14 protein-coding genes are annotated in these 15285 nt (G+C 57.4%); 8 read left to right on the plus strand and 6 right to left on the minus strand.

The genetic code is table 11. From position 1 onward, the window contains the following. Positions 1–27 precede the first annotated feature (27 nt). The 3 genes from OMR58_RS04100 to OMR58_RS04110 are packed head-to-tail and all read right to left on the minus strand — an operon-like array spanning position 28 to position 1896. Positions 28–753, minus strand: coding sequence for a fimbrial biogenesis chaperone (locus tag OMR58_RS04100; protein WP_370569877.1), 726 nt, complete (start codon positions 751–753; stop codon positions 28–30). A gap of 25 nt (positions 754–778) precedes the next feature. Then, positions 779–1315: a Csu type fimbrial protein gene (locus tag OMR58_RS04105; RefSeq protein WP_200560192.1), complete on the minus strand. Its 537-nt coding sequence runs from the start codon at positions 1313–1315 to the stop codon at positions 779–781. Positions 1316–1329: 14 nt separating this feature from the next. Beyond that, positions 1330–1896 (minus strand): spore coat protein U domain-containing protein, encoded by a 567-nt coding sequence (locus OMR58_RS04110; protein ID WP_200560191.1) that lies wholly within the window; start codon positions 1894–1896, stop codon positions 1330–1332. A 514-nt stretch (positions 1897–2410) separates the two neighbouring features. Here OMR58_RS04110 and OMR58_RS04115 point away from each other — a divergent pair. Then, on the plus strand, positions 2411–4534 hold the full coding sequence (locus OMR58_RS04115; RefSeq protein ID WP_200560190.1) for a putative bifunctional diguanylate cyclase/phosphodiesterase: 2124 nt from the start codon (positions 2411–2413) through the stop codon (positions 4532–4534). 65 nt (positions 4535–4599) lie between these two features. Continuing rightward, positions 4600–6006, plus strand: a complete 1407-nt coding sequence (locus OMR58_RS04120) for an aminotransferase-like domain-containing protein (protein WP_264545321.1) — start codon at positions 4600–4602, stop codon at positions 6004–6006. Between the two features lie 44 nt (positions 6007–6050). Here OMR58_RS04120 and OMR58_RS04125 read toward each other — a convergent pair whose 3' ends face one another. Next, positions 6051–6533 carry a YlaC family protein gene (locus OMR58_RS04125; RefSeq protein ID WP_105592494.1) on the minus strand — a complete coding sequence of 161 codons (483 nt, stop codon included), beginning with the start codon at positions 6531–6533 and terminating at the stop codon, positions 6051–6053. 196 nt (positions 6534–6729) lie between these two features. Here OMR58_RS04125 and OMR58_RS04130 point away from each other — a divergent pair, with 196 nt between their 5' ends. Then, positions 6730–7722, plus strand: coding sequence for a lysozyme inhibitor LprI family protein (locus OMR58_RS04130; RefSeq protein WP_264545322.1), 993 nt, complete (start codon positions 6730–6732; stop codon positions 7720–7722). An 11-nt stretch (positions 7723–7733) separates the two neighbouring features. Here OMR58_RS04130 and OMR58_RS04135 read toward each other — a convergent pair whose 3' ends face one another. Continuing rightward, positions 7734–8177 (minus strand): hypothetical protein, encoded by a 444-nt coding sequence (locus tag OMR58_RS04135; protein WP_244913717.1) that lies wholly within the window; start codon positions 8175–8177, stop codon positions 7734–7736. Continuing rightward, entirely contained in the window at positions 8098–9090 is a 993-nt protein-coding gene (locus tag OMR58_RS04140) for a transcriptional regulator (RefSeq protein ID WP_264545323.1), read from the minus strand. Before OMR58_RS04140 ends, OMR58_RS04135 begins: the two co-directional genes overlap by 80 nt. Positions 9091–9352: 262 nt before the next feature. Here OMR58_RS04140 and OMR58_RS04145 point away from each other — a divergent pair, with 262 nt between their 5' ends. The 5 genes from OMR58_RS04145 (at position 9353) to OMR58_RS04165 (ending at position 15105) form a co-directional block, all read left to right on the plus strand. After that, positions 9353–10789 (plus strand): circularly permuted type 2 ATP-grasp protein, encoded by a 1437-nt coding sequence (locus OMR58_RS04145; RefSeq protein WP_105592490.1) that lies wholly within the window; start codon positions 9353–9355, stop codon positions 10787–10789. Then, positions 10783–11712, plus strand: a complete 930-nt coding sequence (locus tag OMR58_RS04150) for an alpha-E domain-containing protein (RefSeq protein ID WP_200560187.1) — start codon at positions 10783–10785, stop codon at positions 11710–11712. Before OMR58_RS04145 ends, OMR58_RS04150 begins: the two co-directional genes overlap by 7 nt. After that, the gene (locus OMR58_RS04155) at positions 11712–12512 is read left to right on the plus strand and encodes a transglutaminase family protein (RefSeq protein WP_200560186.1); all 801 of its coding nucleotides are present in this window, start codon (positions 11712–11714) and stop codon (positions 12510–12512) included. Before OMR58_RS04150 ends, OMR58_RS04155 begins: the two co-directional genes overlap by 1 nt. An 18-nt stretch (positions 12513–12530) precedes the next feature. After that, a complete protein-coding gene (locus OMR58_RS04160) occupies positions 12531–13241 on the plus strand; it encodes a proteasome-type protease (protein ID WP_200560185.1) in 711 nt (236 codons plus the stop codon). 136 nt (positions 13242–13377) lie between these two features. Next, positions 13378–15105, plus strand: coding sequence for a lysophospholipid acyltransferase family protein (locus OMR58_RS04165; RefSeq protein WP_200560184.1), 1728 nt, complete (start codon positions 13378–13380; stop codon positions 15103–15105). Positions 15106–15285 lie beyond the last annotated feature (180 nt).

Consider the following 15285-nt stretch of genomic DNA (forward strand, 5'->3'; position numbering starts at 1 on the left):
TGACGCCACGAAGTCAATCCTCATCAGTTAGCGGGAACTGCGGCCGCGCCAGACGGTTTTATCACTCAATTGCGCACTCAGTTCGGCATTTGCCGCTGCCGAAAAACTGAGGGGAAAAGTATTGCTCGAATGCGGTAAAACGTAACCGAGTAGGCTGTCGGAAACGCTGCGCCCGCCGAGCGAGACGTGGCTCAGGCGAGCGTGCCCGCTACCGCTGTTGGTTACCTCAAGCGCCTGGTGGCCATTCTTAGTGACCAGTTGCCATGCCAGCTGCGGCTTGCTGCTGGTGGCGCTGGCGCCGTTACCGTAAACGAACAGCGGCACGGTATAGCGCATCTGGAAGTTCAGTCCGGCCTGATTTTGCGTTGAGGGCTGCGTCTGCGGCGACGGGATCTCGTCAATCAGAATGCGAAACGCCGTTTCTTCACCGGCGGGGACCGGCGTTTGCTTCACCAGGCGAATCAGCTGTTTTTTTCCGGGTTCAATCCGCACCATCGGCGGGCTGGCCAGCACCTGCTGCTGGGTTTGATACCGATCCTGGCCGTCCTGCTGCTGCCAGAGAAATACGCGCACCTGCATTAACGTGGTGCTGTCTCCGCGGTTTTCCATCCACAGCTCGGTGGCTTTTTCATCGCTCGCAATTTTCGGGTCGATCGGCCACAGAAGCACCGAGTTTGCCGCCCAGCTGTTAGATGCTGTTAAAGAGGCTAAAAGTAGAAAGCCGAATCCGGTGATGCGCGAGCATTTCATAATAAGCGGTTCCTTTCTTCGAAATAAATCACCAATTTAGCGTTACCGTCAGCGTATCGGTGTAGGTGCCGGCCCGGTTAACTCTGGGGATCTGCGCCAGGCCATAAATTGGCAGGACAATATTGTTAGCACTGCTATAAGTGACGTTCAGAGCCGTATTTAGCGGGATGGCCGTGGTATGCGCGGCATTGGTGTACAGAGCGTAAGACACCAGATTGGTATTATTCGCAATCTTCATATTGCGACTGCTGTTGGCGTAGTTAACGCCGCCGTCAATACTCATCGTCAGCGTGGTGCCCGGCGTACAGGCCAGGGTGATGGTGGTATTGTTGGCAAAGACGGCACTGGCCGTCGTCGCGGCAGAATTGATACCGGGTAGCGTACCGAAATTTAACGTCCCTATTGCACTTGGGTTGGTGCCGGAAACCACGCAGCCGTTAACGATACTGGCTTTTACCTCTACGGCGACGGGAGTTGGCATTGACCACCCGCTGCCGCTGATGAGCAGCAGCGGGGTGAGTAAGTGCCAGCAGTACGAAAATAAATTGATGCGATCCGGCACCATTTTTTTCCCAATTATCAGTAGTTTACTGCTACGTTGATGGTGTCAACATAAGTCCCGATAGGGACGAGGGTGCTGTTACCGCCTGCGATTTTCCCGTAGATGGTGTAGTTATCGCCGTAGGTTGCATCGGCCGTTCCCAGTGGGCTGACGATGGTGTTATCAACAATTGGGGCGGTTGACGCTGCGGAAGGGTAAAGGCCATAGGCCACCCCGCGCGTTGCGTCGGTAGAGCGGATCAGGTAGCGCGCACCGGTTGCCGGGGCGGTGCCGAATACGGTGGCTGGTGCAGTATTGAGACTGCCGGTGATTTGCAGATTGTAGTTTTCTCCGGCGGTGCAGCGGACGAAAATACCCGCCCCCTGCGATCCGGTGACCGCAGCCTGCAGCGCACCGAAGGTGGCGACCTGACTACCGAAGTTAAGGGTACCGAAGTTGGCACCGGTAGTGGCCGGTTGTCCGTTGACCAGACAGCCAGCGGTTAAGGTGAGTGTTGCAGCGATGGTCCCGGTGGTTGCAGCAATCCCCGAGGTGGCCACACCCATAGTCAGACCACAGCCCAGCAGAAAAAGCTTTATTTTCATAACCATTCCTTAATGATTAGAGTGAGTAAAGAACTTTTTCGCCTGATGAAATACCGCGCCAGCAACGCTAAACGCAGCAAGGACAATGGAAAAATAACCAAATTATGACTGAAGTGTACTTCGGTCATATTATGTTACCTGTCTTAACAGGTTAAATTATTTGAATTAACTATAGGCAGCGGATTTCCCGCTGTGAAGCACCAGCAAGAAAAAAAAATTAAATTATGGCGATGAAATTCACCAATGAAAGTTCCCCTTCCGGCACGATGGAAAGCAAACATTTTCAAGAATAATCTTAGGCCGAGCTAGGCGAAATTTTGAGGTGATGCTATTTTCACTCTGATGGAGAGGAAGATTAATAAACTTTATAAATTATAGGGATATTCTGAATGGTTAAATCAGCCTCTTTAATTATTTTCATCCCGTAGCGGCGGCTGGCTCCCAAATCGATTCGGGTCAGTTCAGCTGAGACGGGGAGATTCATGCCCTGACACACTGCTCCCGAGATCGTCACATGTTAATGAGTTCCTACAACCAGCTGCTGGTTATCATCTCGTTTATCGTCGCATTCCTTGCCTCTTATACCGCACTGGACATGGCCGGGCGGGTTGCGACCGCCAGTGGTAAAGCCGCCCGGCTCTGGCTGTTCGGCGGTGGATTCGCTATGGGCATTGGCATCTGGTCAATGCATTTTATCGGTATGCTGGCGATGAGCCTGCCGATGGTGATGAGCTATGACGCCACGCTGACTATCGTGTCGATGGTGATTGCCGTTGCGGCATCGATCTTCGCGCTGTGGACGGTTTGCTACGGTGAACTGCCCTGGTATCGGCTGAGTGTAGGTGCGGTGATCATGGGCAGCGGCGTAGTCGCGATGCACTACACCGGCATGGCGGCGCTGATGGTACAGCCGGGCATCGTCTGGCACTGGGGCTGGGTTGCGCTGTCGGTGCTGATCGCGCTGGTGGCTTCCGGAGCCGCGCTGTGGCTGGCCTTCCATCTTCGCCAGGGGACCAGCCATTTAACCCTGATGCGCAGCGGTGCATCGCTGATTATGGGTATTGCGATTGCCGGAATGCACTACACCGGTATGGCAGCAGCCAGCTTCCCGATGGACAGCCACGCGACGCACATGGGGGTCAACAGCAACTGGCTGGCGGTGCTGGTGGTGGTGGTCACGCTGTCTATCCTTGGCATTACCCTGCTGATATCCATGCTGGATGCCCGCTTGCAGGCGCGGACTTCGCTGCTGGCAACCTCACTGGCGGAAGCCAACCGCGAGCTGGCCCAGCTGGCGCTGCACGATAACCTCACGCGCCTGCCTAACCGCATTCTGCTGGAAGACCGGCTCGATCAGGCGATCAACAAAGCCACGCGGGAAAACTCGAAGTTTGCCCTGATGTTTATGGATCTGGACGGCTTCAAGGGCGTTAACGATGCCTTCGGCCACCATATCGGCGACAGCCTGCTGATCGCCGTTACCGAACGAATGAAATCGCTGCTGCTGGGGCACCACACGCTGGCGCGTCTGGGTGGCGATGAATTTGTGCTGCTGATGGAGATTGAAGACCCCAACGATGCGGCTGTTGTGGCCGGAGCGCTGGTGAAAAGCATCGAGCAGCCGTTCGATATTTCCCGCTACGAGCTGCAGGTATCGCTCAGTATCGGCGTCGCCGTCTTCCCGGGGGACGGAGTTGATGAGCGGGAACTGATGTTTAACGCCGATGCGGCGATGTATTACACCAAGAACAAGGGGCGTAACGGCTTCAGCTTCTTCCAGCCTTCTATGAATATCATCGCGCAGAACCAGCGCCAGCTGATTAACGATCTGTGGATGGCGCAGGACAACGGCGAGCTGCGCCTATTCTATCAGCCAAAATTCCGTGCGCCGGACGGCCCGATCGTCGGCTTTGAGGCGCTGCTGCGCTGGCAGCACCCGCAGCGCGGGCTGTTGACGCCGGATGTTTTCCTGCCGCTGGCGGAAAAAACCGGGCTGATTATCAGCATCGGTAACTGGGTGATCAATGAAGCCTGCCGACAGCTTCGCGTCTGGCACTTACAGGGCAACACCCGCTGGTCGGTGGCGGTTAACCTTTCGGCGCTACAGTTCGAACAACCCGGACTGGTAGAAACGGTGATTAAAGCGCTGTCGACCCATCAGATCCCGGCGGAACTGCTGACGCTGGAGGTGACGGAAACCACGGCGATGCGCGATCCGGATGAAAGTATACGCATTCTCACCCAACTGACCGAGCTGGGTGTGAAGGCATCGATTGATGATTTCGGCACTGGCTACTCCAGCCTGCTTTACCTTAAGCGGCTTCCGGCCAGCGAGCTGAAAATCGACCGCGCCTTTGTGAAAGAGCTGCAGGAACAGACCGAAGATGCCACCATTGTTTCTGCCATTGTGGCGCTGGCGCAAACCCTGAACCTGAAGGTGGTGGCGGAAGGGGTGGAAACGCCGGAACAGCAGCAGTTCCTGACCAGCCTCGGCTGCAATACCCTGCAAGGCTATCTGTTGGGTAGGCCTCTGGCGGCCGATAAGGTGCCCGAGCTGGCTGACTTCTTCACCGGTGATAAGCCAGAAGAGGTTGCGGAGAATACGCCGGTACAGTCAAAGCCCGTTGATGCCGGGTGATTGTACTGTGCTCAACGGCTGACCTATAATAGTTCACTTTTTGATGACAATGGCCTGTAACAGTCGTGGCAAAATATGAACAGCTGGTGGCCCAAATCCGCCAGCAAATTGAAACGGAAATCTGGCTGCCCGGTGAAAAACTGCCCTCGCTGAGGGAGCAGGTCAGCCTGAGCGGCGTCAGCCTGATGACGGTGATGCACGCCTATCAGGTGCTGGAAAGCCAGGGATGGATTATCTCACGCCCGCAGTCGGGCTACTATGTTGCGCCCCGCGCCGAATTTCTCAGCCAGCCTGTCAGCCATCAAAAGCTGCAGCTGGCCGAGTCGGTGGATATCAATGCGTTTATTTTTGACGTCCTGCAGGCCTGCCGCGATCCGCACATTGTCCCCTTTGGCTCGGCTTTCCCCGACCCGGAACTGTTTCCCCAGCGCCAGCTGATGCGAGCGCTGACCACCGTATCCCACAGCATGAAGCCGGTGGATGCCCTGCATAACCTGCCGCCGGGTAACGAAGCGCTGCGCAAAACTCTTGCCCAGCGCTATGCCCTGCAGGGGGTACAGGTCTCGCCGGACGAGATTGTTATCACCAACGGCGCGATGGAAGCGCTCAACCTCAGCTTACAGGCGGTGACCGAGCCGGGCGACTGGGTGGCGATTGAAAATCCGTCGTTCTACGGCGCGCTGCAAGCGATTGAGCGGCTGAAGCTGAAAGCGGTGGCGATTGCCACCGACCCGCAAACCGGCATCGACCTCGATGAGCTGAGCCGGGCGCTGGAAAGCTGGCCGATCAAAGCGATGTGGATGATGAGCAATCAGCAAAACCCGGTCGGCTGTACGCTGAGCCGGGAAAAAAAGCAGCAGCTGGTGGCGCTGCTGGCGCAGCATAACGTCACGTTGATCGAGGATGATGTTTACAGCGAGCTCTATTTCGGCAATGAGAAGCCGCTGCCTGCCAAGGCCTTCGATCGCGACGATAACGTGCTGCACTGCTCGTCGTTTTCTAAAAATCTGGTGGCGGGTTTTCGCGTGGGCTGGGTGGCAGGCGGCAAACATGCCCAGCGTATTCAGCGTATGCAGCTGATGAGCACGCTGTCCACCAGTGCGCCGATGCAGCAGGCGCTGGCGACCTATCTGGGCACCCGCAGCTATGACCGCCATCTGCGGCGGCTGCGGCAGGTACTCGAACAGCGCAAGAATCTGGCGCTGCAATCGCTAAAGCGGCATCTGCCGGTTGGGGCAAAAATCAACGAGTCGCGCGGCGGCTATTTCCTGTGGATTGAGCTGCCAAAACAGGTCAATACCACCGAGCTGTACTACCGGGCGCTGGAGCAGAAAATCAGTATCGCGCCAGGGAAAATGTTCTCTTCCAGCGAGCAGTACGCGAACTATTTTCGCTTTAATACCGCGTGGTGGGATGATGCTCAGGAAGGCGCGGTGGCGAAACTGGGGGCGTTGATAGGCGAACTGTTATAGCGGCGATCGGCCCTGAAGGATGAACCGATCGCCAGCGGCAGGCATCAGACAGTAGCGGCGTTTTTCTGACCCCAGGTCAGATGGAACACGTCATAAAAGTCGACTTCGCCTTTCAGCGACAGCAGCTTGTTGATGCCCTGCTTGACGTTATCCGGCACCTTCTCGCTGCCGAGAATATCGTTCACCGCTTCCGGCGACAGGGTACGGATGTAGTACCATTCGCCGTTGTAGCACACGCGAAGATCGAGCGTATCAATATCTTCAAAGCGGTATTTGGGGTTGATATCCATCAGCATCAGCCCGCTCATCAGCAGAACGAACAGCGTGGCTCCCCAAAACGCGGGCCAGCCGAGAAAATCGGTGGTAAAGATCAGCGCCACGGTCAGCACATAGCAGCCATACATAGAAGCCCAAAGGCCCGGATGGGTTTTCAGGAATTTAAAGCTGAAACGCGGCTTATTATCGCGCTGCTCCTCGCGATTGAGCGTATCGATCTCGCGCAGCAGTATCTGTTTAACTTCTTCCATTTTTCACCTCTGTTCAAAGAGCCCGGGCAGAGTGGAAGTAAATCACAGTTTTCGCTGCAACAGCAGACACAGTTTAGGGCTATTAAGCTATAACAGTTGTCAGCAGAAGGGAGTTTGTAGCGACCTTGCATAGCGCAGTGTAAAATTTTACCTATTCCCCCGGAAGGGCCGATAACAGACTCAATGGACAGGCATCATGGTTAACCACTCTCGCTTTTTACTGATTATTCTGCTGTTCCTGCTGGGGATGTCATCCGCCCAGGCGCTGGACTGCGGACGTGCTTCAACTGTGGTCGAGAACACCATCTGCGACAACAAAGAGCTGACGTGGCTGGACCGCCTGTTTACTGACTCATTCCGCGATGTGGTGGTAGAAAACCCGCAGCGGGTGGAAAGTATTGTCAATAGCTGGACCCGCTCCCGCGACGCCTGCGCCAGCGATGCCTGCCTGCAGCGCGCTTACCTGAACGGTATTGGTCAGCTGTACGGCGTCCCGGCCTCGTTCGACTGGCAGGGCGTGTGGTGGAATACCACCTCCACCCACGGCAACGGCGGAAAAATCCTCATCCACGGTGCTGCCGACTGGGGTTTTAAGATGGATGCGACCGTCTGGGGCGGCGTTTACAGCTCGGTGCTCAGCGGCAGCGTCAATGATGACTACGGCGTTGGCTACACCAATGAAATTGCCTGGGGCGGCCACTGCGCTATCATCCTGGTGCCGCGTTCCGACGGTAAGCTGGAGGTCAGCAGCGATAACAGCGGCGGCTGCGATATGCTGCTGCCGGGGGAAATGGCTATCGACGGCGTCTACGTTAAAGCCGCCAGCGATCCCCGCCCGCCCGCCACGCTGCTCACCTTAGGGATTATGCCGAATAAGACGCTCGACGATCGCTTCCGCGAGCTGGTGGGCGATGACTATCAGCAGTATCTGGCGACCGCGACCAGCTTTGTGTACAGCGCGGATGAGGACAGCCTGGGCGCAACGGTGTTAACGCTGTGGGTCAAGGGCATGGCCAACCGTCAATCGGCGATGATCATGTATACGCCGGACGGTAAAATCTGGGCGCTGCGCGTGGAACCGGGCAAGGATAACAAAGGCCTGCAACTGCACTATGTCACCACCGAAAAAGACAAAAGCCGCATGCCAAAAACCCTGGCCAACTGGCGAGCCAGGTTCACAGAACGCTAAGCGCCGGGCGGCTAGTGATAGTTAAAAATCTGGCCTGACGGGGTAATCAGTAACTGCTCGTCGCCAAATTCCAGCGTTTCGAAACGCACGCCGTTGTTCTGCGCGTAGCCGAGAATATTTTTAATCATTCGCGCCGAACCGCTGTCGGCGTAGTAAATCTGATGATAGTTAAACGCCACGCTGTGGGCGCTGGTGCGCTTCTGCTCCAGACTGACCTTCGCCAGAAAGCGGTTATCGTTTGGGCTGGTCAGCGTCATGATCGCCGTTTTATCCTGGATAATAAAACGGGTGTCATAAATTTCCCGCTGGCGCGCCAGCAGATCGTAATAGCCCAGCTGCAGGCTTGAGCCGGTAAAATCGCGGCTGAACAGATCCTTATTGCCGAGCGGCAGCAGCTTTAGCAGCGCTGCCGTCAGCACCAGCAGCAGCGTTATCGCCAGCAGACTTATCGACACAGTTCGCCATTTCATTAATTTTTCTCTCGCCTTCACGATAGATCAACGCGCTCAGCTGCGCGCCATTCGTTCGCCAGTTGATAATGTTCATCGCCAGCTGCCTGCGATTGCAGCGGTTAATGAAGGTCATGGTGTAGTTCAGCGCGGTGCCGGAGGTAAAGAAAAACACCTCCATATTGACCTGGCGATTTTTCAGATACTGATTCAGTGAAAACAGCACCGGCCCCAGCTGCTTATTCAAATCTTCGGAGGCGGATGAACCGTCCCAGCCGCGGCGGACTTCCACCAGGCGGATATTGCTGTAGGCGACCGAATTCTTTTCCTGTAGCTGCGTCGGCGAGGCGGTGAAATAGTTGCGGGCGACAACCACTAAAAGGGCGGCCAGTATGATGACCTGGCCCAGCACCAGCCAGCGCCAGAAGCGTGCTTCCTCGGCGGGAGCGGCGACGATAGCCGCGGCAGGGCGATCTGGCTGCGCGTGCGGCTGAACGACAGCCTCAGCGGCGTAATCTGCGTCCGTTTCGCCCTCAGTCAGAGCCTCTTCGCTGGCAGGTGCCTCGGCGGGCTGCGGCAGGATATCCGCCAGAGTAATAAACTGGCAGAACTCCGCTTCGAGAATATAGCCCTTCTTCGGCACGGTTTTAATAATTCGCTGCTGCTTGCCGTCATCCTCCAGCGCCAGGCGCAGAGCATGGATGGCGTTCGGCAGGCTGTTATTGCCGATTACCCGCCGTTCCCACACCAGGTTAGTCAGCTCCTCACGCGTCAGCGTTTCACCCGCATGCTCGGCCAGAACCTGTAGCAGTTTAAGCTGATACTCGCCAAGACGACGCTGTTCCCCGGTGACCTGATGGATCAGCGAGCCGGAGGCATGGTCAATCAGCCAGTGATGAATGATAAGAGACGGAGTCATAGGTACCGTTAGGCAGAAGTTTGTCACTGAATATTATGACGGCTGGCGGCCAGTTAGCGCAACTTACCCTTCTTTTTTGTGATCGCGCACCGTTCTGGTGCGAAAGAAAGTGCACGCTTCATTTTCAGGCATTCTGCTAACAAATCGGCCGTTTGCACCTGGTGCTGCGCTCATACGCTTCGCGGGGTGCCTGCCTCCATCAGGATACTGGCACGCTTTGTGCAGCTTTGAATGTGGGTTCACAGACAGCGGTAGGGAAATCATGAATCAAAGCTATGAATTAGCGTCGCACTTTTATGATGAAATGTTGCTGAGCGATGGACACTATCGTCAACACTATCGGGAATACTGGCAGTGGCTACAGCAGGCTGACCAGCAGGCGATTGCGCGTAAGCGCGAAGAAGCGGAACTGCTCTTTCACCGCGTGGGAATTACCTTCAATGTTTATGGCGAAGACGGCGGCGCGGAGCGGCTGATTCCGTTCGACAGCGTGCCGCGTATTATACCCGCTGCGGAGTGGGCGATGCTCGACAAAGGCATTCGCCAGCGCGTCCAGGCGCTGAATGCCTTCCTGCACGACATCTACCACGATCAGCATATCCTGAAATCCGGCATTATCCCTCCCGAACAGGTCCTGGTTAACGAGCAGTATCAGCCCTGCATGCAGGGAATTAACCTGCACCGCAATATCTATGCGCACATCACCGGGGTGGATATGGTCCGCAACGGCGACGGCGAATACTACGTATTGGAGGATAACCTGCGTACCCCGTCCGGGGTGTCCTACATGCTGGAAAACCGCAAAATGATGATGCGGCTCTATCCGGAACTGTTTGCCGATCAGCGCATCGCGCCGGTTGAGCGCTATCCTTCACTTCTGCTGCAAACCCTGCGCGAAAGCTCGCCGGTCAACGACCCGGTGGTGGTGGTACTCACGCCCGGGCGTTTCAACAGCGCCTATTTCGAACACAGCTTCCTCGCGCAGCAGATGGGTGTAGAGCTGGTGGAAAGCGCCGATCTGTTTGTGAAAGATGGGGCGGTACTGATGCGTACCACCGCCGGACCGTGCAAGGTGGATGTGATCTACCGCCGCGTCGACGATGCTTTCCTCGATCCCCTGGCTTTCCGCCCGGATTCGATGCTGGGCGTTCCCGGCCTGCTGTCGGTTTACCGCAGCGGCAATGTGGTGCTGGCTAACGCCATCGGCACCGGCGTCGCCGATGATAAATCCATCTACCCCTACGTGCCGGATATGGTGCGTTTCTACCTGGATGAAGATCCGATCCTCAACAACGTGCCGACCTGGCAGTGCCGCCGACCGGAGGACCTCTCCTGGGTGCTGGCGAACCTGGAAAAACTGGTGGTGAAAGAAGTTCACGGTGCTGGCGGCTACGGCATGCTGATCGGCCCGGTGGCCAGCCGCCAGCAGTTGGACGATTTCCGCGCGCTGCTGAAAGCGCGGCCGCAGAACTACATTGCCCAGCACACGCTGGCGCTCTCTACCTGCCCAACCTTTGTCGAACAGGGGCTGGCACCGCGCCATATCGATCTGCGGCCGTTTGCTCTCAGCGGCGCGGAGATCCGCCTGGTGCCAGGTGGCCTGACCCGCGTGGCGCTGACCGAAGGCTCGCTGGTGGTCAACTCTTCACAGGGCGGCGGCACCAAGGACACCTGGATTCTGGAGGATGACGCATGCTGAGTCGCACGGCTACTGGCCTCTACTGGATGGCGCGCTATCTGGAGCGCGCGGAAAATATTGCCCGGGTACTCGACGTCACCAATCGTCTGTCGCTGATGCCGGTGCGCGGCAGCCATAACAACGAGCTGCGCGTACCGCTGAACCTCACCAACACCAGCGAACTTTACTGGTCGGTCAGCGACGCGCTGGCGATGCCGCAGCTGTTCAGCTTTTTTGCCCTCGACGACCGTAACCCGTCCAGCATTTTCAACTGCTGGCAGGCGGCGTGGAACAACGCCCACGCGGTGCGCGGCAGCCTCTCTTCGGAAGTGTGGGAAAGCATCAACTCCAGCTGGATCGAGCTGCGCAAAATCCGGCGGCGCGGCGTCGGCAGCGGCGGGGCGGATGCGTTCTTTGACTGGGTAAAAGAGCGCTGCCATCTGTTTCGCGGGGCGATGTTCGGCACGCTAATGCGCGGCGATGCGATGAACTTTATCCGCCTCGGCACGCTGCTGGAGCGCGCCGACTGTACAGCACGCCTGCTGGATGCTTATCAATACCTCTCGGATGCCGACGACGACACGGTGCGGGAATACTACCGGCTGGATACGCTGCTGCGTTCGGTTTCGGCCCGCGAAGCCTATCACAGCATCTACAAGCAGCAGCTGGCGGCGGAGGGCGTAAACGAAATGCTCATCCTGCGCGAGGAAAGCCCACGATCGCTGCGATCCTGCGTAGAGGATATCGCCGGGCTGCTCGAACAAATCGGCAGCAGCGGCGAGGATCGTCCGCGCTATCTGATCAGCGTGCTGCACGCGCAGCTGCGCTTCAGCAGCAAAGAATCGGTACTCGATCGCGGGCTGCACGCCTGGCTGAGCGCCTTTCTGGGCGAACTGGCAACGCTGTCCGACAGCATTCATCATACCTATCTGGAGGCGAAATAATGCAGCTTACCATCGAACATAAAACCTGTTTCAGCTATCAGGACCGGGTGACGCAGAGCACCCAGTACCTGCGCCTGACGCCGCAGGATTCCGCCCACCAGCGGATTATTTCCTGGGAGCTGCGGCTGCCGGGCGAGGCGGTCTGCACGACCGATGCCTGGGGCAACGTACTGCACGTGCTGACGCTGGATACACCGCATCAGGCGATTGAAATTGAAGCCCGTGGCGTGGTGGAAATTATCGACGGCGGCGAGTTTGCTGCCGATGGGGCCAACGCGCTGTCGCCGCTGGTGTTTCTGCGTCAAAGCGCGCTGACCCTGCCGGATGAGGCCATCCGCGACTTTGCCCGCCGCTATTACCGCCCTGAAGCGCCGCTGGAGAGTCTGGAGCGGCTGATGGGCGAACTGCTACTGAAAATGCCCTGGCAGCCGGGCAGCACCCGGGTGACCGACTGCGCGGCGAAAGTCTTTGCCGCCGGCAGTGGCGTTTGCCAGGATCACAGCCACGTATTTCTTGCCTGCTGTCGCAGTTTGCAGATTCCCGCACGCTACGTCAGCGGCTATCTGTATACTGACAATGTTAAACACGTGGCAACCCATGCCTGGGTGGAAGCGTGGATCGACGACAGCTGGCACAGCTTTGATATTACCAATAACACCCGCAGCATCCGTCAGCACCTGAAGCTGGCCGTTGGCGTGGACTATCTGGATGCCTGCCCGGTGCGCGGTATGCGCCTCGGCGGCGGCAGTGAGGACATGCAGGCGGTCGCCGTAGTGCAGCAGGTGAATTCGCAGCAGTAATCTTTAATCGGGAAAACTATGACCTATTGTGTGGCAATGCGCTTATCGTCAGGGATGATTTTCGTTTCCGACTCCCGTACCAATGCGGGTGTGGATCATATCTCCTCTTTCCGTAAGCTCCATGTATTTCAACAGGATGATGAGCGGACGCTGGTGCTGCAAAGTGCCGGCAACCTTGCCACCACGCAGAGCGCGTTAAGCCTGCTGCGCCGGGGCTGTGAAGACGGTAAAAAACCGAACCTGATGAGCTGTAGCAATATGTACGACGTGGCGCTGCTGGTGGGCGAAACGCTGCGGTCGGTGATCAAGCGCGATGGTGAAGAGTTTGGCGGCACGCTGCTGCTCGGCGGGCAGATCAAAGGTGAAGAGCCCCGGCTGTTCCAGATCTACCCGCAGGGCAACTTTATTGAAGCCAGTACCGATACGCCTTATTTCCAGATTGGCGAAAGCAAATACGGCAAGCCGATTATCGACCGCGTACTGCGCTACGATACGCCGTTGGATCAGGCGATGCAGTGCGCGCTGATTTCCATGGATTCTACTCTGGCGAGTAATATCTCGGTTGGCTTGCCGCTGGACGTGATGATCTACCCGGCGGACAGCTTCAGCACCGCGCAGCAGTATCATATTACCGAGAAGCACCCTTACTTCTCGCAGATCCGCCAGCTGTGGAGCAGTGGGCTGTTGAGCGTTTTCTCCCAGCTGCCTTCCCTACAGCTGGAGGAGTAATTTTCTCCCCGATTTAACCCCCTTGCCGCGCGGTAAAACAGACCGCGCTGCGCTGTCTTTTTTTCGTCATTTTTTTGCCATGTTGGCGTCACTCCCGATGGTTAGTGTGCGGATAAAACACCCGGGAGATAAGCCTGTGTTTACTATTGAAACCGTACTTGAAGACCTCTATCCGCAGCGTGAAACCCCTTCCTGGCAGAAAAGCATTCTGCGCCGCCTGCTGCATGAAAAAGAGTTCCAGCGATTCAACCAGCGCTATAAACACCTGAAAGGGCTGGATATGGTCGAGCAGGTGCTGGAATACCTCGATGTCAGCTGTGAACTGAGCGAGCGCGACCTGGAGCAAATCCCCAGCCAGGGACCGGTGGTGATCGTCGCCAACCATCCGCTCGGTACGCTGGATGGGCTGGCGCTGCTGCATGCGGTGTCGCAGGTGCGGCGCGATGTGAAAATCGTCACCAATCGCCTGCTGAACTGCCTGGAATCGCTCAGCAGCCTGATGGTGCCGGTGGATAACATGGGTAACCGCACCAGCCGCCAGCAGGTCGCGCTGATGCAGGATCAGCTGGAAAGCCAGGGCGTGCTGATCTTCTTTCCGGCGGGGGAAGTTTCGCGCTTCGGCAGCAAAGGGGTGAAGGACGGCAAATGGAGCCACGGCTTCCTGCGGCTGGCCGCACGCTACCGCGCGCCGATCGTGCCGATCCACGTCAGCGGCCGCAACAGTGCGCTGTTCTACCTGACTTCCAAAATCTACCAGCCGCTGTCGATGCTGCTGCTGGTAAAAGAGATGTTCGGCAATCGCGGCGAGCGGCTGAAGCTGAAAATCGGCGCGCGTATTCCCTACGCCAGCTGGCACGACGGCCGTACCCCGGCGAAAGAGCTGGCTGCACGCTTCCGCCGCCATCTGTATCGCGTGGCGCAGGGCAAATCTGCGCTGTTCCAGACCGAAGCGGCCATCGCCCGCAGCGAAGACCGTGCGGTGCTGAAACGCGCGCTGGCGGGCTGTGAAGTGCTGGGCAAGCTGCCCGATGGCAAAACCATTTACCTCTATCGCCGCAACGGCGAGGACTACGTGCCGATCCTGCGCGAGCTGGGCCGGCTGCGTGAAATCGCCTTCCGCGCGGTGGGCGAGGGCAGCGGCACCCGCCGTGACCTCGACGACTACGACGACGATTATTACCACCTGATCCTCTGGGACGAAGAAGCGCTGGATATCGTCGGTGCCTACCGCTTTATTCCCACCGCCGAGCAGTTTGAGCGCAAGGGGCTGGACGGCATCTACAGCCACAGCCTGTTCCACTACGATCACCAGATGGATCCGGTGCTGATGCAGGGCATTGAACTGGGCCGCAGCTTTATCCAGCCGGCCTACTGGGGCAAACGCGGCCTCGACTATCTGTGGATGGGCATTGGTGCTTATCTGGCGAAGTACCCGCAGTACCGCTATCTGTTCGGTCCGGTGTCTATCTCCGGCGGCCTGCCGCTGGCGGCGCGGGATCTGCTGGTGGCGTTCTATCGCCTCTACTTCGCGCCGCTGCTGCCGCTGGCCACCTCGCGCCGCCCGTATCCGGCCTCGTTACCTGACGTGCTGGCCCAGTTCAGCGGCGATAACTACAGCGAAGATCTCAAGCGCCTGAAGCGCCTGCTGGCCAACCTCGGCACCGGCATTCCGCCGCTGTACAAGCAGTATTCCGAGCTGTGTGAAAGCGGCGGCGTACAGTTTATTGACTTCGGCAGCGATCCCGATTTTAACCACTGCATCGACGGCCTGGTGCTGGTGGACCTTACCCGGCTGAAAGAGAGCCGCTTCCAGCGTTACATCGCCATTCACCAGCAGCCGGAGCAGGAAACTGCCGTCGGCTGACGCCTGTCCCCTTCCGCCACAAACGTTCAGGTTAATAAAATGGCTAACGTTTGTGGCATTTTTGATTCAACCTGCTGGATATAAACTGAATACATTCCGTGCTTTAGCGCTAATTCCCTGAACAATGAGGGGAATTTTTTAATCGTTACTCTCAGAGTAACGATTTGGCACGAAGCGTAA

The organism is Erwinia sp. INIA01 (assembly GCF_025947915.1).
Taxonomy (GTDB): Bacteria; Pseudomonadota; Gammaproteobacteria; order Enterobacterales; family Enterobacteriaceae; genus Erwinia; species Erwinia coffeiphila.